This is a genomic window from Pelomonas candidula, assembly GCF_043555985.1.
In the GTDB taxonomy this organism is placed as follows: Bacteria; Pseudomonadota; Gammaproteobacteria; order Burkholderiales; family Burkholderiaceae_C; genus Pelomonas; species Pelomonas candidula.
Map to the genome: position 1 here is coordinate 527,986 of NZ_JBIGIC010000001.1, position 19,592 is coordinate 547,577.

The 19,592-nt window shown below is 70.1% G+C and carries 11 protein-coding genes; 1 reads left to right on the plus strand and 10 read right to left on the minus strand.

Annotated features, from left to right (window positions below; genetic code table 11):
* Window positions 1-168 precede the first annotated feature (168 nt).
* The 6 genes from ACG04R_RS02570 to ACG04R_RS02595 all read right to left on the minus strand — a co-directional run bounded on the left by ACG04R_RS02570 (window position 169) and on the right by ACG04R_RS02595 (window position 5,634).
* Complete coding sequence (locus ACG04R_RS02570) at window positions 169-735, minus strand: nucleotidyltransferase family protein (protein ID WP_394406223.1); 567 nt, start codon at window positions 733-735, stop codon at window positions 169-171.
* Window positions 732-2,393, minus strand: coding sequence for a long-chain-fatty-acid--CoA ligase (locus ACG04R_RS02575; RefSeq protein WP_394406224.1), 1,662 nt, complete (start codon window positions 2,391-2,393; stop codon window positions 732-734). The genes ACG04R_RS02570 and ACG04R_RS02575 overlap by 4 nt, the downstream gene beginning before the upstream one ends.
* Complete coding sequence (locus ACG04R_RS02580) at window positions 2,390-3,274, minus strand: DMT family transporter (RefSeq protein WP_394406226.1); 885 nt, start codon at window positions 3,272-3,274, stop codon at window positions 2,390-2,392. Before ACG04R_RS02580 ends, ACG04R_RS02575 begins: the two co-directional genes overlap by 4 nt.
* A gap of 22 nt (window positions 3,275-3,296) precedes the next feature.
* Window positions 3,297-3,527: a cysteine-rich CWC family protein gene (locus ACG04R_RS02585; RefSeq protein ID WP_394406229.1), complete on the minus strand. Its 231-nt coding sequence runs from the start codon at window positions 3,525-3,527 to the stop codon at window positions 3,297-3,299.
* Window positions 3,524-4,213 (minus strand): hypothetical protein, encoded by a 690-nt coding sequence (locus tag ACG04R_RS02590; RefSeq protein WP_394406230.1) that lies wholly within the window; start codon window positions 4,211-4,213, stop codon window positions 3,524-3,526. Before ACG04R_RS02590 ends, ACG04R_RS02585 begins: the two co-directional genes overlap by 4 nt.
* An 80-nt stretch (window positions 4,214-4,293) precedes the next feature.
* Window positions 4,294-5,634 (minus strand): DUF4397 domain-containing protein, encoded by a 1,341-nt coding sequence (locus tag ACG04R_RS02595; RefSeq protein WP_394406232.1) that lies wholly within the window; start codon window positions 5,632-5,634, stop codon window positions 4,294-4,296.
* 180 nt (window positions 5,635-5,814) lie between these two features.
* On the opposite strand from ACG04R_RS02595, the gene ACG04R_RS02600 reads away from it, so the two are divergent.
* Entirely contained in the window at window positions 5,815-7,878 is a 2,064-nt protein-coding gene (locus ACG04R_RS02600) for an oxidoreductase (RefSeq protein ID WP_394406233.1), read from the plus strand.
* Window positions 7,879-7,894: 16 nt separating this feature from the next.
* Here ACG04R_RS02600 and ACG04R_RS02605 read toward each other — a convergent pair whose 3' ends face one another.
* The 4 genes from ACG04R_RS02605 to ACG04R_RS02620 all read right to left on the minus strand — a co-directional run bounded on the left by ACG04R_RS02605 (window position 7,895) and on the right by ACG04R_RS02620 (window position 19,568).
* The gene (locus ACG04R_RS02605; protein WP_394406235.1) at window positions 7,895-8,101 is read right to left on the minus strand and encodes a hypothetical protein; all 207 of its coding nucleotides are present in this window, start codon (window positions 8,099-8,101) and stop codon (window positions 7,895-7,897) included.
* A gap of 217 nt (window positions 8,102-8,318) precedes the next feature.
* On the minus strand, window positions 8,319-9,005 hold the full coding sequence (locus tag ACG04R_RS02610; RefSeq protein WP_394406236.1) for a DNA alkylation repair protein: 687 nt from the start codon (window positions 9,003-9,005) through the stop codon (window positions 8,319-8,321).
* A 50-nt stretch (window positions 9,006-9,055) separates the two neighbouring features.
* Window positions 9,056-17,890, minus strand: coding sequence for a YDG domain-containing protein (locus tag ACG04R_RS02615; RefSeq protein ID WP_394406238.1), 8,835 nt, complete (start codon window positions 17,888-17,890; stop codon window positions 9,056-9,058).
* Window positions 17,891-17,909: 19 nt separating this feature from the next.
* Complete coding sequence (locus ACG04R_RS02620) at window positions 17,910-19,568, minus strand: ShlB/FhaC/HecB family hemolysin secretion/activation protein (protein WP_394406487.1); 1,659 nt, start codon at window positions 19,566-19,568, stop codon at window positions 17,910-17,912.
* Window positions 19,569-19,592 lie beyond the last annotated feature (24 nt).

Genomic DNA, 19,592 nt, shown 5'->3' on the forward strand with positions numbered 1-19,592 from the left:
ACCCAAGAGAAGCATGCCTAAGAACAGGACAACAAGCTCAATAGACTTCTTTCCGGTGTGTGTCTGATGCATTGGTCGCCCCCTTCTCATCCTCGCCCTCACGCCGAAATCATGATGGGTAGGCGCATTCTCAGCATGGTATGACCGCTATCGCTGGCGGCCCCAAGTTCACGCCTCCTCCACCACCACCCTCGGCCAGCGCTCGACGTAGCGCTTGCTCTCACACCGCTGCCGGTAAGTCTCGGCGCTGACCCGCGCCGGGTTGCGGCGGATGCGCATGCTCAGCAGGTCGTCCAGGCCCAGCGGCGCGATGACGTGCAGCGCGTCGCGGTCGCCCAGCCACACGCCCACGGCGGTGGCTGGCTCGGGCCAGCTGGCGAGGGCGTCTTCCAGCGAACGCAGCGGTTCAACGGCATCGCCGAAGCAGCGCTCGAACCACAGGTGCACGCCGGCCTGGTTGGTCACCTCCCAGGGCAGCTCGGGCAACTGCTCGGCCAGGCGGTGCTGCAGCGCCGCGTCGCGCTCGGGGCTCAGGTCGGCAGCGCAGAAGTAGACGAGGTCCACATCGGCCAGCGGGGTGGGCGGCAAGCCGTGCAGCGCGTCCCACACGAGCGTGCGCAGCGCGCCGGCGCCGATGCACCAGTGCGTCAGGCCCAATGAACGGCCGGCGCGCAGGGCAGCCATGAACCAGGGCGTGGCGCGCACCAGTGCGACCACACGCTCAGCGTCGGTCATCGCGCCTTCTCGCGCTCCTGCAGCGTGCGCCACATCACCTTGCCCGCCCCGCTCTTGGGCAGGCTGGCCGCGAACTCGATGAGTGCAGGCACCTTGTAGGCCGCCATGTTGGCCTTGCACCAGTCGCGCAGCTGCTCCTCGGTCAGCGCCTCGTGGCCCGCGCGCTTCACGACGAAGGCCTTGACGGTCTCGCCGCGGTAGGCGTCGGGCGCGGAGACGATGCAGGCCTCGGCGATGCCGGGGTGGGCGTGCATGAGGTTCTCCACCTCGGCCGGCCAGACCTTGAAGCCGCTCGCGTTGATCATGCGCTTGAGGCGGTCGGTCATGAAGAAATAGCCGTCGGCGTCAACGTAGCCGATGTCGCCGGTACGGAAGAACTTCTTGCCCTCGAACTCGATGAACGCGGCCGCCGTGGCCTGCGGATGGCGCCAGTAGCCATCGAACACCATCGGGCCGTGCACGATGATCTCGCCCGGCTCGCCGACGGGCAGCTCGCGCAGCGTGTCGGGGTCGATGACACGGGCATCGCAGCTCATGTACGGCACGCCCAGGCATTGCTGCTTGGGCGCTTCGTTCGGGTTGCTGTGGCTGGGCGCGGCGGTCTCGGTGAGGCCGTAGCCTTCCTGGTAGCTGAGGCCCCAGCGCTGGCGCAGCCGCTCGGCGATGGCCTGCGGCATGGCCGCGCCGCCGCCGCCGATGTAGACGAGGCTGCTGAGGTCGAACGTGTCCACCTGCGGGCTGGCCAGCAGGTCGATGACCATGGTCGGGATGTTGGTCCAGCGCGTGACGCGCCAGTCCTTGATGAGCCGGGCCGCGTACTCGCGCTGCCAGCGCGGCATCAGCACCAGCGTCGCGCCGCCCACCAGCGTGCCGTGCAGAACGACGACCATGCCGGTGATGTGGAACATGGGCACGACGCCCAGCACCACGTCTTCCTGGCTGGCGTTGGCCCACAGCGTGCCGGCGAAGACGTTGTGCTGCAGGCTGCTGTGCTTGTGCATGCAGCCCTTGGGGTTGCCGGTGGTGCCGCTGGTGTAGCCCAGCAGCGCGAGGTCGTCGGCGCCGACCTCCGTGACCGGCGGCGGGGCCGTGCAGGCCAGCGCCTCGGCCCACGGCGTGGCGCCGGCGGGCAGCGCGATGTCGGTGTTGAGCCAGTCCGCCCAGCCGGCCGGCAAGCCCTCACCGTCGGCGCGGCCGCCGGGCAGCACCTCGGCCAGCCGCGTGACGAGCAGGTCCTGGGCCGGCATGCCGGCCGCCAGCCACTCGGCGCTGAGATCCGTGCTGGTGATGGCCAGCCGCGCGCCGCTGTCCTCGATGAGGTGCTTGAGCTCCGCCGCCTTGTTCATCGGGTTGACCGGCACGAGCACGGCGTTGGCGCTGAAGATGGCGTAGTGCGCGATGACCAGCTGCGGGCAGTTCTGCAGGTCCACCAGCACCCGGTCGCCCTTCTTGACGCCGCGCTGCGCCAGCCACGCGGCCAGCCGGGACACCTGGGCGGCCAGCTCGGCGTAGGTCGTCACCTGGCCCAGGAAGATGAGCGCCGGGCGGCCCGGGAAGCGGCGCGCGCTGACGACGAGGTTGTCGGCCAGCGACGTGGCCGGCGTGGTGATCGCGTGGGGCAGGCGGGCGGGCCAGAACTTGTGGTGGGCTCGGGTCATGGTCGGGGCGTCTCCGGTTTCCTCGCGACGACGAGATAGACACCCAGCAGCGTCACACCCATGCCGGCGATGGCTTGTGCGCCGAGTGTCTCGCCGAACAGCAACCACGCCATCACCGAGGTGACAGAGGGCACCAGATACATCGTGCTGGTGACGGCCGTGACGCGGCCGTGGCGCAGCATGTAGAACATCAGGCTGATGCCGCCGGCGGTCAGCACGAGCACGCTCCAGGCCATCGCGATGAAGACGTCGCGGTGCCACTCGATGTGCATGGGCTCGACCAGTGCCGCCGCCGGCAGCGTGACCGCCAGCGCGGCGGCGAACTGCACGACCTGGCCGGTGCGCAGGTCGAAGTGCGGCACGAAGCGCTTCTGGTACAGCGTGCCGCCGGTGATGGCCAGCAGCGCCATCAGGCACAGCAGCAGCGGCGGGCCGAAGCTGGTGCCGACGTTGAGCTTGTGCCAGATGACGAGCACGACGCCGGCCAGGCCCAGCGCCACGCCCAGCCACTGCCGCGGTGCGACGCGCTCGCCGATGAGCGGCGCCGCTGCTGCAACCAGCACCGGCTGCAGGTTGACGATGAGCGCCGCCGTGCCGGCCGGCAGACCCTGGCGGATGGAGACCCACACGCCGGCCAGGTAAAGCGCCTGGATGCCAATGCCGGCGACGGCCAGGTGCAGCACGTTGCGCCTCGTGGGCCACGGCGCGCGCGCTGCGACAGCCAGTGCGAGCATCAGCACGACGACACCGGCATAGCGCCAGCACAGGAAGGTCAGCGGGTCCGCATGCGGCGCGGCCAGCTTGGCGACGATGTAGCCGGTGGCCCAGATGAAGATGAACAGCGGCGGGGCGAGGCGGTCGAGCAGGGAGGTGGCGCGCATGAGGCGGCCATCATGCCGCCGGTCAACCGGCCGTGCCGTTCGTCTGGCGATCCGCGTCGGCGGCCGTCACCTCGCGCAGGCAGCGCAGGCACAGGCAGCGGCCTGGGTAGCGCTCGGCGAGTTCGGCTCGCAGCCTGTCGGTTAGCCGGATGCCGAAGCAGTCGCAGTGCCCGGCATTGGCGCCGCACTCGAAGCCGCCGCCGCAGCGCGGGCAGCTGGCATCGAGCATGGGGCCGGTAGGGATGGGGTTCACAGCGGGGATTGTGGATCGTCGTCCGGCGGCGCCAGCGGCGTGGCGCGGGCCAGCGCCATCCAGGTGGCGAAATCGGGCTTGCAGGCGCGCTTGGGAGCCGGGCGGGCGAGCTCCAGATGGCTGGGGTGGCCGATCAGCACGCCGTATTCGGCGGGGATCTCCTCGGGCTGGGCAATGCCCGCCTTGACGACGAACCAGCACTGGCCGCACAGCGCGCGGTAGGCGGCGGACTTGGCCGGGCGGCGCAACTCGCCCAGCAGGTCGGCGCGGCTGACCTTGATCTCGTGGATGGCGGGTTCGAGGTAGTCCTCCACCGTGCTGTGGCGGATGGAATAGACGTCCGGCATGGCATTGACCCATTGCATCCGGCCGTCGTCCTGCGGCAGGCCGGCACGCAGCGTGAGCCCGCGCCAGGCGATGCGGCCGGCACGCTGCATCTCGACGGCGACGCGCTCGACGAGCTGTTCGTGCGCGTCGCGGGCGGCCCGGTTGCGGCTCAGCGATTGGGCGATGAGGGCCACGCCCTCGTCGGTCACACGCAGACGCTCGCGGCCGCCCGGTTCCGCCAGGCGCTCGACCCAGCCGGCGGCCAGCAGTTCGATCTCGACGAGGTCCTGGCTGGGCCAGCCGGCGCTACGCCACAGCTGGCGCAGGCGCTGCAGGTGGAGACGAGTGGGGGCGGGCATGGCGCCATCTTCGCGCCAGAAAGCAAAAAGCCCCCGGCCGGAAGGCACGGGGGCTGGGTCTGGCTGAAGCCGCGTGAGGCTTAACGCTCGCGCTTGGGCAGGCCTTGCATGAAGGGCACCGGGAAGTTGCTGGTAGTGTCGGGGTTGGCAGTCGTGTTGGGCACCGCGAAGAACGTCCACACGCTGTTGGACGCGATGGCCAGGTTCGACTTGGTGTAGATCGGCGTCGCCAACGTCGGCACCACCACATCCACCTGCGAGGAGGCCGTGGAGGCGATGCTGACGGGCGTCGACGTGGTGCCCGGCGTCACGTTGGAGGCGCGCGCGGTGTAGTCGATGTTCAGCGACACACCGGCTGTCTGCGTCGGGATGGCGTTGATCAGGCGGACCTTGGCGTTGCCGCTGACGGTGGGGAGGCGGTTGTCATCGTTCAGCACGGCCAGGTTCGGCGCGGCCGGGTCACCCCAGACCATCAGCGTGGTGTCCTTGCCGGCGCCCAGCGTCGGCACCGGGAAGCTGACATTGGCGCCGTTGACGGCGAGGGTCATCGTCGTGGGCGTGCTGGTGCTGGTGGCGTTGACGGTGACGTAGGAGCCGATCAGCGGGCTGATGGCGCCCGTCAGCAGCGTCTGGCCGTTCAACGTGCCGCTGACCGTGCCGCCATTCGTCAGCGCGGCAACCGCGCGCACGCGGCTCTGCGTGTTCAGGAAGCTGGTGGCCGCGCCTTGCTGCACCAGCGAGATGCCGTTAACCAGCACGCCGCCGTCTGTGGCGGTCAGGATCAGCGTGTTGACACTCTTCGAATCCAGCGTGATGGCCGGGATGGCCAGGCGCAGGTCGGTGCGGTCGTTGTAGCCGGTCACGCAGACACGGAAGGTGCCCGAATTGAGCACGATGTACCCGCTGCCCGTGCCGCCGGCGAGGTTGGTCGTCAGCGCGGTTTCGGAGGCGAGGCTGCAGTCGGAAGCGCTGGTGACGTAGACGTCCATCGCGCCAGCATCGGGAGCCAGGTTGTAAACGAACAGCTTGGCCTTGTTGGCGTCGGCGGCGTCCTGGTTCTCTTCCAGCAGCGTCGTGCGGATGGCACCGGCGAAGCCGAAGGTGATGTAGGTGTAGTGGCTGTTGGCATTCAGCCCCGGCGTGGTGGCGCTGATGCTGGTGCCGACGTCGCTGGTCAGGACCTTGGAGGCCGTATCGCTGGTGCTGACGCCGCCATAACTGCCCACCGCGGCGTAGCCGATGCCGCTGTTGATGGTCTTGTCGTTGACCGTCAGGTCCAGCGCGGAATAGGAGCGCGTTGCGTTGAGCAGGCGCACTTGGGTGTCGGAGCCGCTGCCGCTGCCGCCGCAGGCGGTCAGAAGCGCAGTGGCCGACAAGCTCAGCGTCAAGGCTAGCCGGGTAGCCCAGGGGGTGAATCGCATCGAAAACTCTCCGAAAAAACCAAACCGCCGGGCCAAATCCCAAAAACGCGGACGCGCGATTAGAACCCAAGCTGCGGGTTGCGGGATTGCCGCCTTCTAGCGCCGGGTGAAGAAACGTTGCTGCAACCCCGTCGCCACTGAGGAGAACCCTCCAATTTTCAAGCAGTTTCACTGGGTAGCATGGACCGGATGAACTACCCGCACCTGCTCGCCCCGCTGGACCTGGGCTTCACGACGCTGAAGAACCGCGTGCTGATGGGCAGCATGCACACCGGCCTGGAAGACGGCCGAAAGCACTTCGAACGCATGGCGGTGTTCTTCGCCGAGCGGGCCCGGGGCGAGGTGGGGCTGATCGTGACCGGTGGCTTCGCGCCCAATATCGAGGGCTGGGCCAAGCCCTTCGCCGGCACGCTGGCGACCTCGGGCGCGGCGCGGCGGCACAAGATCATCACGGACGCCGTGCATGCCGAGGGCGGCAAGATCGCGCTGCAGATCCTGCACACGGGCCGCTACGGTTATTCGCCGCTGTGCGTGGCGCCGTCGCGCATCCAGTCCCCCATCAGCCCGTTCACGCCGCGAGAGCTGTCGGCCCGGGGCATCGAGCGGCAGATCCGCGCCTTCATCCGCTGCGCGAAGCTGGCCCGCGAGGCCGGCTACGACGGCGTGGAGATGATGGGCAGCGAGGGTTATTTCATCAACCAGTTCCTCGTCACGCACACCAACCAGCGCGACGACGGCTGGGGCGGCTCGTACGAGAACCGCATGCGGCTGCCGCTGGAAATCCTCGCGCGCATGCGCGAGGCGGTGGGGCCGGACTTCATCATCATCTACCGGCTGTCCATGCTGGACCTGGTGCCCGATGGGAGTTCGTGGGAAGAGGTGGTCGAGCTGGCGCGGCGCGTGTCGCGCAGCGGCGCGACCATCATCAACACCGGCATCGGCTGGCACGAGGCACGCATCCCGACGATCGCGACCAGCGTGCCGCGGGCGGGCTTCGCGTGGGTGACCGCCAAGCTGCGCGCGCAGCTCCGAGCGGAGGGCATCACGACGCCGCTGATCACGAGCAACCGCATCAACACGCCGGAGGTCGCCGAAGGTGTGCTGGCGGACGGCTCGGCGGACATGGTGTCGATGGCGCGGCCCTTCCTGGCCGACCCGGAGTTCGTCAGGAAGGCGAGGCTGGACCGCGCCGACGAGATCAACACCTGCATCGCCTGCAACCAGGCCTGCCTGGACCACACCTTCGCGCAGAAGATCTCGACCTGCCTCGTGAACCCACGCGCGGCGTACGAGCAGGAGATCGTCGTGAAGCCGGTGGCCGGCGGCGCGAAGAAGCGCATCGCCGTCGTTGGCGCCGGCCCGGCCGGCCTGGCCGCGGCGACGACGCTGGCCGAGCGCGGCCACGCGGTGACGCTGTTCGACGCGGCGGCCGAGATCGGCGGTCAGTTCAACATGGCCCGACGCATCCCGGGCAAGGAGGAATTCAGCGAGACGCTGCGCTACTTCCGCCGCCGCATCGAGGTCACGGGCGTCGAGCTGAGGCTGGACTGCCGCGTGTCCGCCGACGACCTGAAGGGCTTCGACGACGTGCTGCTGGCCACTGGCGTCAGCGCGCGCGATCCGAAGATCAAGGGCCAGGCCGACGGTGCGGCGCGCGGCCAGGTGCTGAGCTACATCGACGTGCTGAGGCATGACAAGCCGGTGGGCGCACGCGTGGCCATCGTCGGCGCGGGCGGCATTGGCTTCGACGTGGCGGAGTACCTGCTGGAGGCCGGCCATTCGCTGACGCTGGACCCGGCGGCGTGGCGTCGCCACTGGGGCGTGGGCGACCCGGCCGAAGTGCGCGCCGGGCTGCTGCGGCCGGCGCCCGAGGCGCCGACGCGCCAGGTCACGCTGCTGCAGCGCAAGGCCGGCAAGCCCGGCGCCGGCCTGGGCAAGACGACCGGCTGGATTCACCGCGCGGCGCTGAAGATGAAGAACGTCGACATGCTGGCCGGCGTCAACTACGAGCAGATCACGCCGGAGGGGTTGTGGGTCAGCTACGGCGAGGATCGCAAGGACGCCCAGCTCATCGAGGCCGACACCATCGTGCTGTGCGCCGGCCAGGAGCCGCTGCGCGAGCTGGAGGCACCGCTGCGGGCGGCGGGCGTCAACGTGCACCTGATCGGCGGCGCGCTGGAGGCCGGCGAGCTGGACGCCAAGCGCGCCATCCTGCAGGGCACGAAGCTGGCCTGCAGCCTCTGACCAGCCAGCACGGGGCTCAGCTCCTGGACAGCTCCCACAGCTGGTACAGCGTGTCGTTGTCGTCCTCGTGAACGTCCAGGCCGTGGGCAAGATCGAAGCTGGAGTCGTACCAGCCGCAGTCGAGCTTGCCCGCGCGCCCGGCGCCGACCGGGCCACGCGGTGCCACGATCTGCGGCAGCTTGGAATTCACGAAAGGGAACTGCGAGGAGCTGAAGAATTGCATGGCGATCTCCGGTTCTGGGGCGTTCGACGTCGTGGAAAACGTCACGCCCTCAGCATCGGCGCCAGGCCCCGCGGGGGGTATCACCCAGAGGGTGGAACGAGGGGGGATGAGGTCAGCGCGTATCCCCCCAACTCCCTCCAAAGAGGGATATGAAAATGGGGTCAGGTTCGATTTCTGGCGGCGCTTGTCACTGCACCTAACCGGTCACCCAGTCGATTTAAATCGAACCCGACCCCATTTTTAGAAGCTCCCGGCGGGCATCGCTGCCTATCCAGCGTGCCGCTTTCTCGCTCCGCGTAGAAAGTCGTTCCGCCACAGTGAGCGCCGGCTCACGCAGCGCGGCGCTGCGCTTGCCGATCTGCCGCAGCGCCCAGTTGACGGCCTTCTTGACGAAGTTGCGGTCGTCGTCGGCCGCCGCTTCGATGAGCGGCAGGCGGGCGAGAAAGTCGTCGTCCGGCCGCTGCTTCTGGTGCACCGCGGCCACCGCCAGCAGCGCGAAGCCGGCGCGCTTCTCGAACTCGGGCTCGCGCGCCGCCCAGCGCGGGATGGCCTCCCAGGCCAGCGGGCTCTTCACGAAGGCGTTGGTGCAGGCCTGGTCGCAGACGTCCCAGGCACGCATGCCGGCGACCCAGTGATCCATCTGCGCGACGGTCAGCTTTGCCGGCTCGGCGACCATGCCGGCCAGGATCTGCGCGTCGGGAATGCCGGTGTTCCACAACGCCAAAGCCAGCTCGTGGTCGCGCCGGAACTTGCGGGCCAGCGCGCGCAGCGTCGGCACGGCCAGGCCCAGGCGGCCTTCGCCGGTGAGGCCGAAGCGGGCCATCGCATCGATCGCGTCAGGCCGGGCGTGTCGCCGCAGCGCGGCCAGGGCTTCGTTCAGGCGTTGCGGGTGCGATGGCGGCATGCGCGGATTCTGGCCGCGCTCCAACGCCACGGCATCCGCTGCACGCCCGTTCAACGCAATTCGATCGACAGCTCCGCGGTCTGGTGGTTGCCCAGGTTGATGTACAGCAGCACGGGCAGGCCGTCGGCCGGCATGGCCGTGGCCGTGAAGCGCATGGCCTGGGCGTCGTACCGCAGCCAGTCGGGCATGGGCCGGCCATCGGCAAGCTGCACCCGGACCGTGCCCGCCGCAGCCCGGATCGCGCCCCGCAGGCTGATCGGCAACGTGAACGCAAAGTTGCGTCCGGCCAGTTCACGAGGCACGTACAACTGGTAGTCGCCGCCACGCAGTGCAGACGGCTCGCGCAACACGCGCACGTCCAGATCCCTCGACGCCAGGGGGCCGCTACCCGGCGATGCGAGCGACGGCGCCCCGGCCACCAGGACGTCGTTGCCGAAGTCCAGCACGGGCGGGACGATGCCGGCCGCGACGGGCAGCAGCGGCAGGTTGAACGGCGTCATCAGCACGGGTGGCCGCGCCAGGATGGAGGCCGTCGCCGTGGCAGTCGTGTCGGCCAGCAGGTAGTTGCCCGCGTCCGTGCCGCCCAGGCTGATGCCGGTGATGGCCACGGGCTTGTTCAGCCCAGGGTGCGCGTTGTCGAACAGCCCATTGGCCTGGGCCACGGTCAGCACGTCGCCTGAGAACTTGCCGTTGAACACGGCGCCGTCCGTCGCCAGCGTGGCGATGGCGTTGCCGTCTTCGACCTTGTTCAGCGCGACGATGCCCGTCACCTGGGTCAGGGTTGCCCGGCTGATGTCCGCGCTGGCCGTCGTGACGGGCAGCGAATAGTTGCCGGCATCCGCGCCTCCCAGCGTGACGGCCACGGTCACCACCTTGCCGGTGCCGACGTTCTTGTTGGCAAAGGTCCCGGTGGCGCCCGCAACGCTCACCACATCGCCCGGCAACACGCCGGTCAGCTTAGCCGCCGTCGAGTCCACCGCGGCCGTCGTGGTCGCGTCGTAGACCTTGCTGGCCGCCGTGATGCCGTTCACCGCGCTCAGCGGGGCCTGGGTGATGTTGGCGGTTGTCGTCGCGGTGCTGCTGGCCAGCGTGTAGTTGCCGGCGTCGGTGCCGCCCAGTGTCAGCCCAGTGATGGCGACCGTCTTGCCGTTGGCCGCGTTCTTGTCGCTGAAAGCGCCGGTGGACGTCGCCACGTTGAGCACGTCACCGCTGACCATGCCCGTGAAACCCGCGGCACTCGTGCTGAGCGTGGCGGCCGCGGTCGTGTCGTAGACCTTGTTGGCCGCCGTGATGCCCGTGATCGCCGAGATCGTCGCCGGCGTGATGTTGGCCGTCGTGCTCGCGGTGGTGCTCAGCAGGTTGTAGTTGCCGGCGTCCGTGCCGCCCAGTGTCAGCCCCGTGATGCTGACCGTCTTGCCGTTGGCGACGTTCTTGTCGCTGAAGTTGCCGGTGGCCGTGGCCACGTTGACCACGTCGCCGGCCAGCAGCCCCGTGAAGCCGGCCGAGCCGGTGTTCAGCGTCGCCGTGGTGGCGCCGTCGTAGACCTTGTTGGCCGCCGTGATGCCAGTGATCGCGGCCATCGCCGCCTTGGTGATGTCGGCCGTCGTCGTCGCGACGCTGCTGGCCAGCGTGTAGTTACCCGCGTCGGTACCGCCCAGCGCCAGCCCGGTGATGTTGACCGTCTTGCCGGTCGCGGCGTTCTTGTCGCTGAAGGCGCCGGTGGCCGTCGCCACGTTGAGGACGTCACCCGTGACCATGCCGGTGAAGCCCGCCGAGGCGGTGCTCAGCGTCGCCGCCGTGGTGGTGTCGTAGACCTTGTTGGCGGCCGTGATGCCGGTGATGGCCGAGATCGTTGCCGGGGTGATATTGGCCGTCGTGCTGGCCGTCGTCGAAGTCAGCGTGTAGTTGCCCGCATCCGTGCCGCCCAGGCTCAGCCCGACGATGCTCACCGTCTTGCCGTTGGCGACGTTCTTGTCGGCGAAAGTCCCGCTGCCGGTGGCGACGTTCAGCACGTCGCCGCTGACCATGCCCGTGAAGCCCGCCGCGCCGGTGTTCAGCGTCGCCGTGGTGGCGCCGTCGTAGACCTTGTTGGCCGCCGTGATGCCCGTGATCGCCGCGATGGTGGCCGGCGTGATGTTGGCCGTCGTCGTCATGGCGCCCGTCGGCAGCGCATAGTTGCCCGCATCCGCACCGCCCAGAACCATGCCAGAGACGGTCACCGTCTTGCCGTTGGCAACGTTCTTGTCGCTGAAGTTGCCGGTCGCAGCGGCCAGGTTCAGCACGTCGCCGGACAACAGGCCGGTGAAGCCGGCACCTGTCGTCGTCAGCACCGCGCTGGTGTTGCCGTCGTAGACCTTGTTGGCCGCCGTGATGCCCGTGATCGCGGCGAGCGGGGCCTGGGTGATGTCGGCGGTGGTCGTGGCCGTGCTGCTGGCCAGCGTGTAGTTGCCGGCGTCGGTGCCGCCCAGCGTCAGCCCGGTGATGTTGACGGTCTTGCCGGTCGCCGCGTTCTTGTCGCTGAAGGCGCCGGTCGACGTCGCCACGTTGAGCACGTCACCGCTGACCATGCCGGTGAAGCCCGCCGAGGTGGTGCTCAGCGTCGCCGCGGTGGTGGTGTCGTAGACCTTGTTGGCGGCCGTGATGCCCGTGATCGCCGAGATCGTCGCCGGCGTGATGTTGGCCGTCGTGCTGGCCGTCGTCGAGGTCAGCGTGTAGTTGCCGGCATCGGTGCCGCCCAGCGTCAGCCCGGTGACGGCGACCGCCTTGCCATTGGCGACGTTCTTGTCGCTGAAGTTGCCGGTCGACGTCGCGACGTTGAGGACGTCGCCGCCGAGCAGCCCCGTGAAGCCGGCGGCGCCGGTGCTGAGCGTGGCCGTCGTGCTGCCGTCGTAGACCTTGTTGGCTGCCGTGATGCCGGTGATGGCCGAGATCGTCGCCGGCGTGATGTTGGCCGTGGTGCTCGCGGTGCTGCTGGCCAGCGTGTAGTTGCCGGCGTCGGTGCCGCCCAGTGTCAGCCCGGTGACGGCGACCGTCTTGCCCGTGGCCGCGTTCTTGTCGCTGAAGGCGCCGGTGGACGTCGCCACGTTGAGCACGTCACCGCTGACCATGCCGGTGAAGCCTGCCGAGGCAGTGCTCAACGTCGCCGCGGTGGTCGTGTCGTAAACCTTGTTGGCGGCGGTGATGCCCGTGATCGCCGAGATCGTCGCCGGCGTGATGTTGGCCGTCGTGCTCGCGATGGTGCTCAGCAGGTTGTAGTTGCCCGCATCAGTGCCGCCCAGCGTCAAGCCGGTGATGCTGACCGCTTTGCCGTTGGCGACGTTCTTGTCGCTGAAGTTGCCCGTGGCCGTGGCCACGTTGACCACGTCGCCGGCCAGCAGCCCCGTGAAGCCCGCGGCGCTCGTGTTGAGCGTGGCCGTGGTGCTGCCGTCGTAGACCTTGTTGGCCGCCGTGATGCCCGTGATCGCGGCGAGCGGGGCCTGGGTGATGTCGGCGGTGGTCGTGGCCGTGCTGCTGGCCAGCGTGTAGTTGCCGGCGTCCGCGCCGCCCAGCGTCAGCCCGGTGATGGCGACCGTCTTGCCCGTGGCCGCGTTCTTGTCGCTGAAGGCGCCGGTCGAGGTCGCGACGTTGAGCACGTCACCCGTGACCATGCCGGTGAAGCCCGCCGCCCCGGTGCTCAGCGTGGCCGCGGTGGTCGTGTCGTAGACCTTGTTGGCCGCCGTGATGCCGGTGATCGCCGAGATCGTTGCCGGCGTGATGTTGGCCGTCGTGCTGGCCGTCGTCGAAGTCAGCGTGTAGTTGCCCGCATCCGTGCCGCCCAGGCTCAGCCCGACGATGCTCACCGTCTTGCCGTTGGCCACCGTCTTGTCGGCGAACGTGCCGCTGCCCGTGGCCACGCTCAGCACGTCGCCGCTGACCATGCCGGTGAAGCCGGCCGCGCTGGTGCTCAGCGTCGCCGCCACCGCGCCGTCGTAGACCTTGTTGGCCGCCGTGATGCCCGTGATCGCCGCGATGGTGGCCGGCGTGATGTTGGCGGTCGTGCTGGCCGTCGTCGAAGCCAGCGTGTAGTTGCCGGCATCGGTGCCGCCCAGCGTCAGTCCGGTGATGGCGACCGTCTTGCCATTGGCGACGTTCTTGTCGCTGAAGTTGCCGGTCGACATCGCGACGTTGAGAACGTCGCCGCCCAGCAGCCCCGTGAAGCCGGCTGCACCTGTGCTCAGCGTGGCCGCGGTGGTGGCGTCGTAGACCTTGTCGGCCGCCGTGATGCCGGTGATGGCCGAGATCGTCGCCGGCGTGATGTTGGCCGTCGTCGTGGCCGTGCTGCTGGCCAGCGTGTAGTTGCCGGCATCCGCACCGCCCAGCGTCAGTCCGGTGATGGCGACCGTCTTGCCATTGGCGACGTTCTTGTCGCTGAAGTTGCCGGTGGAGGTCGCCGCCGTCAACACGTCGCCGCTCACCATGCCGGTGAAGCCGGCCGAGGCGGTGCTCAGCGTGGCCGCGGTGGTCGTGTCGTAGACCTTGTTGGCCGCGGTGATGCCCGTGATCGCCGAGATCGTGGCGGCGTTCACGGTCAGCGTGCCGGGCGCCGTGTAGCTGAGCGCGTAGCCGAGCGCGTCGACCGCGCCGGACGCGGTCAGCGAATGCGCGCCGACGACCGGGTTGCCCGAGGTGGACAGCGTGCCGCCAACCGCCACGCTCGGCGCGGTGCTGAAGATCTGGCCTGCCGTATCGCCGTTCTGCACGCCCGTGAGGCTGGTGGTGGCCGCGACGGCCGTGCCGTAGGTGCGGGTCAGGTTGTCGGCCGTGATCGCGACGGTCGGCTGTTCCCGGTAGACGGCGTTGACGCCGGCGCCCAGCGCCGCCGAGAAGTTGGTGGTGCTCTCGTCGCTGTCGTAGCGGAAGCGGCCGCTGCCGCTGCCCACCAGCGCGGTCAGCCCGGTGCTTCCCGCCACGGTGCCGGAGTACAGCGTGGCCCGGCCGCCGCTGCCGACGCTGACCGTGCCGCTGCCCGTGAGCATCAGGTTGCCGCCCGCGCCGGTGCCCGCCGCGGCCGCACTGCCGGCGTTCAGCACCACGGCATTGCTGAGGGTGCTGGTGCTGCTGACGGCCTCGCCGAGCGTCATGTCGCCGCTCACGGTGCTCAGATTGACGGTGCCGCTGCGCGTGATGCCGATCGTGTCGCCGGCGTTCACATTGCCCACCGTCAGCGCGCCTGCGTTCACATAGGCGATGGCGCCCGCCCCGGTCTTGGCGCCGATGGTGTTGACGGCATTGCCGACATTGGTGAGCGTGTAGCTGCCGGCGCCTTCCAGGCTCAGCTCGTTCGCCGTGATGGCCCCGGTCTGGGTCACGGCACCGGCGGAGGAAAGCCGCAGGAACAGACCCACGTTGGTGGTGCCCAGCACCGTCGCCGTGGTGCTGAAGATCCCCATGTTGCCGGCATCGCTGCCCGACACCATGACCGTATCGCCGGTCAGCGCAGTGCCCAGCGTCCCGGTGACCGAGTTCAGCGTTGCGTCGAGCGTTCCGGCCGCGACGGCGTTGACGCCGGTACCGCCGTTCACACTGACGGTCAGGTTGTTGGCGGCCTTCAGGCTCGTGTAGGCGCTGCTGGTGGCGGACACGGCGCCGCCGAAATCGTTGCTGGCATTCGTCAGCGTGATGTTGCCGGCGCCGGTGCTGAGGGTGGTGGCGCCGCCGACGATGACGGCGCCGGTCTGTGTCACGTCCTGGTTGGTGGTGGTGACGCTGAGGCTGGACGCGGCCGCACCGAGGCCTGTCGCGCCGATGGGGCCCAGCACCGTGGCGACGGTGTTGACGACGGTCACGTCGCCGCGCCCCGGGGCGCTGATGGCGCCGGCCAGCTGGTTGCCCGCATCGTTCAGGGTGACGGCCGCACTGCCGGCATTCACGGTGGTGGCGCCCGCCACGTAGGCGGTGCCGCTCTGCGTGACGGCGCCGTTAGCCGTGGCCGTGAGGCTGGCCGCTGCGTTGCCGCCGCCGGCCGCGCCGATGGGGCCGAGGTTGAGGGCTTGGGCGTTGACCAGGGTCACCGCGCCGCTGCCGGTGGAGCTGACCGCGCCGGTGAGCTTGTTGTTGGCGTTGTCCAGCGTGACGGCACCGGTGCCGGCGCTGACGGTGGTGCTGCCATCGACATAGGCCGTGCCCGCTTGCGTGACGACATCGTTCGTCGTCGTCACGCTCAGGCTGGTGGCGCGGCTGCCGCTGCTGCCGATCTGGCCCAGGATGGTGGCCACGCTGTTGGCCAGGGTCACCGCGCCGCTGCCGACGGTCGTGATCGTGCCGACGAGCTGGTTGCCCGCGTCGTTGACGGTGATGGCGCCGCCGGTGTCGGTGCGCAGCAGCGTGGTGCCGCCGACCAGGGCCGCGCCGGTCTGCGTGATGCCGCCGCTGGCGGTGCGCACGCTCAGGCTGGCGGCCGGGCTGCCGCCAGTGCCGACGGCCCCCAGCACCAGGTCCACCGCATTGCGCAGCGTGACCGCCCCGGTGCCGCTGGAGCTGACCGCGCCGGCAAGCTGGTTGCCGGTGTTGGTCAGCGTCACGGCGCCGCTGCCCGTCGCGAGGGTGGTGGTGCCGGCGACGTAGGCCGTGCCGCTCTGGCCGACGTTGTCGTTGCTGGTGGTGACCGAGAGGCTGGCCGCCGCGGCACCGTTGGTGCCCAGCGTGCCCAGCGTGGTGGCGATGTCGTTGGCCAGCGTGACGGCGCCGGTACCGGTGGAATTGAAGGCGCCGGTGAACTGGTTGCCCGCCTGGTTGAGCGTGACGGCGCCGCTGCCGGCGCGCACGGTGGTTTCTCCGGTCACATAGGCCGGGCCGCTTTGCGTGACGGCGGCGTTGCTGGTCGTCACGTCCAGGCTCAGGGCCGAGCCGCTCGACGAACCGATGGCGCCGAGGTTGGTGGCACCGGTGTTCTTGATCGTCACGGCACCGGTGCCGGTGGAGCTGATGGCGCCGCCGAGCTGGTTGGCGGCGCTGTTGAAGGCCACCTCGCCGCTGCCGGCGTTCACGGTGGACGCCCCGGTCACCGTGAGCGCGCTGCCGGTGACCTGGGCGAAGGCGCCGTTGTTGGTCGTCACGTTCAGCGCGCCGCCCACGGTGGCATTGGCCAGGGTCACATCGCCCTTGGAGATGGCGGTCAGGTTTCCGCTCAGCCCGGTGTTGATGGACGTGCCCGAGGCCATCGAGATCTGGCTGGCCGAGCTGCCGGGCGAGGCTCCGCCGAGCAGGGTGCCGGCATAGAGGTTGACGTGCAGCGTGCGGTCGGTGCCGCCGGCGGCAACGGAGCCGCCGGTGGCGAAATTGATGTCGCCCTGGGCCGCCAGCGTCAACGTGGCCGTTTGGGCCGCAGCGAGCGAGGTGGTGATGGCGCCGTTGACGGTGATGTCGCCATGGCCGAGGTTGGTGCCGGCGTTGTTGGTCTGCACGACGACGTTGGAGCCGTTGGTCAGCGCCGCCGCCAGCGACGTGGTGCTGAGGAAGGCATCGTCGTCGGTCGTGCCGAAGCTGCCGGAGACGTTGGTGTCGGTGACGGCGCCGATGGTCAGGTCGTTCGGGTCCAGCAGCCATGTGCCGCCGCGGCCCTTGCGGGCACTGACGTCGACCAGGCCGGTGCGCACGGTCAGCACCTGCTTGCCGGAGGTCTCGACTTGGCCGCCACTGCCCCCCAGCAGGCCGCCGCGCGCGGCGATGCTGCCGTCGAACGAGGTGTGGTCGTTGGACCAGACCACCACGGTGCCGCCGTCGCCGAGTCGCGTGGCGCTGGCGTCGATGCTGGCGCCGCGGGCGACCGACGTGGTGCTGACGTTCCACAGCTCGCCCTGGCCCTGGTTGCTGCCGCCCAGGTTGATCTGGCCGCCGCCGGTGGCGCCGGTCGCCGTGATGCTCGCGCCCGCCGCGATGTCGACATGGTCGGCCTCGAGCACGATGCGCCCGCCCCGGGCCACCAGGCTGCTGGCCGACAGCTCGCCGCTGTTGCGGATCACGCTGCCCTGCAGCGCCTGCGCGGCGCGCGCCGACATCAGGATCTGACCGCCCGGCGCCAGCACGGCCTGGCGGTTCTCGATCAGGGTCGCGACATCGGCCGGCGTCACGCGCAGCTTGGCCAGGCTGCCGCCGTCGAACTGCAGCTCGATGGCCTCGCCCGCCGCCAGCGCCACCGTGCCGGCCTGGGCCCGCACGACGCCGCCGTTGCGCACCTCGGGCGCCAGCAGCGCCACGTAGCCGCCGGGAGCCGCCGTGATCTGGCCCTCGTTGTCCACGCCGGCGGTGCTGCCGGCGCGCCCGAACACCAGCCGGCCGGCCATGAAGTCGTCCAGGCCCAACTGGTGCGTGGTGGCCACCAGCGCGCCCACGTCCACCTGCGCCGTCGGGGCGAAGTAGATGCCACTGGCGTTCGTCAGGAAGACCTGGCCGTTGGCGCTGAGGCGCCCGAAGATCTGGCTCGGCGCGCCACCGAGCACGCGGTTCAGCGCCACGCTGGAGGCGTCCGGCTGCCTGAACACCACGCTGGCGTTGCTGCCGATGTCGAAGCTGCGCCAGTCGATGGCTGCACGTGCCGAAGACTGGTTCACGACGAGGTTGGCGCCCCTCTGCTGCCAGCTGGCCTGGCCGGCCACGAGCTGGCCGCCCTGCGGCGTCGCGTCGGATGCCGGCGCCGGGCGCGACACGGCGACTGCGGACTGCGCCTGCGCGCCGAGCGCGCCAGCCCCCAGCGCCAGCAGCGTGACGACGGCGCGCAGGCCGGCGCGGCGCCCGCTGCGGCCGGCCTTGCCCCGGCCGCGGGCCCGCTCGTGGACGGCCACCCAGCAACCCTGGGCGACGCTCCAGACCAGACGGAAGATGCGATTCATGCTGGCGTGTTCGTGCATGGTGGGCCTCCCTGGGCTCTCAGAACTGTTGGCTGGCCAGCAGCCAGAAGCGGTTGCGGCGCAGCGAGCCGTCCAGGTCGCGGCCCTGCGCGTCGGCCAGCGGATTGCTGCCGATGCGACGCGCCCAGACCCCGTTCAACGACGTGCCGCCCGGCGTCGAGTAGTCGACGCTCAGGCCGCCGCCCTTGAGCGAGTAGCGGCTGGGCGCCGTCGCGCCGACGAAGCCGTCGTCGACATAGGTCCGGATATGACCCCAGTCGCCGAACGCTGCGAGGCGCCAGCCCCCGCCGAGCCGCACGCGCAGCTCGGCACTGACGAGCTGGCCGCTGGCGCCACCGCCCTCGCTGACCGGGTAGGCCCGCACGCCCTGCGGGCCGCCGAGGTAGAACTTCTCCGACGAGTCCAGGTTGCGGTTCGCCCACTGCCCCTGCAGCGAGACGAAGGCCGACCACTCGCCCAGCAGCGCCTGCTCGCGCGCCAGCTGATAGCGAAGCTTGCGGAAGCTGCCGTCGGTGCGCGGGCCGGCGGCGTCGAAGGCCTGGCTGGGCGAGCCGTTCAGGTCCAGGCGACCGAACTGCGCGCCCACGTAGCCGGTCGTGGTGCCGGCGCCGCCGTGCTCGTCCACCTCGTTGGCACTGAGGGCCACGGTCCAGACCTGCGAGTCGTAGACGGACGCATCGGCGCCGTTGGCCTTGTTGTGGAATCGCTTGTCGTCGACCCCCGCCTGAAGCAGCAGGTTGACATCGCGCAAGCGCACCAGCGGATGGCTCACATCCAGGCCCCAGGCGCTGGCCGTGCCGCGCGCGTTGAGGGCTTCGAAGTCGCCGACCAGGTGGTAGCGCAGCGCATTGCCGCTGAGCCCGATGCGTGTGCCGGCCGGCCCCACGGGCATGGACGCACCGAGCTGCACGAAGCTGCTGCCCCGGCTCGCGCTGGCCTGGGCCGTCCAGAGGTCGCCCAGGCCCATCGCGCCGTTGAGCGCCATCGACGCGTTCACGCGCGCCTCGCCGGTCGAGCGCGTGCCACCGTTGTCGATGCCCGCGGCGCCCGACACGGTGGGCTTGTCTTGCAGGTTCAACACCACGGCGGTCTCGCCGGCAGCGCGCCCCGGCACCAGGCTGGCACCCGCCTGCACGCCAGGGAGGTCGCCCACCAGCAGCAGGGCCCGGTCCAGCGCCACCAGGTCCAGCGCCTGCCCCGGCTGCTGCCCCTGCTCCAGCATTGCCAGCGCCCGCTCGGTCGACACATGCTGGCCGCTCTGCGCCACCTGCGTGCCACCGTAGCGGGCCTCGAGCACCTGCAGGGTCACGACGCCCTCGGTGACGTCCTGCGCCGGCAGGAAGACCCGCGCCAGACGGCCCGCGGCCGTGTAGCGCTTGGCCACCAGCGCGGCGGCCTCCTGCAGCTCCGCGAAGCTGATCGGGCGATCGAGATAACCCGTCACCATGCGCTGCAGCTGTGCGTCGCTCAACAGCGTGTTGCCCTGGAACCTGAACGACTTGACCGTGACCGTCGCACCCGAGGCCACCTGCAGCGTGGGCGGCGGCGTCGCCACGGTCGCGCCCTCGCCGGGCCTGGGCAGCACTGCGGCCTTGTTGCGCTGGTTCTGCTGCAGCAGCTGGCCCGCATCGGGCGCGGTCTGCGCGCCGACGGGCCCGCCCACCAGGCCGATGAGCATGGCCACGCCCCAGGCAGCGGCCGT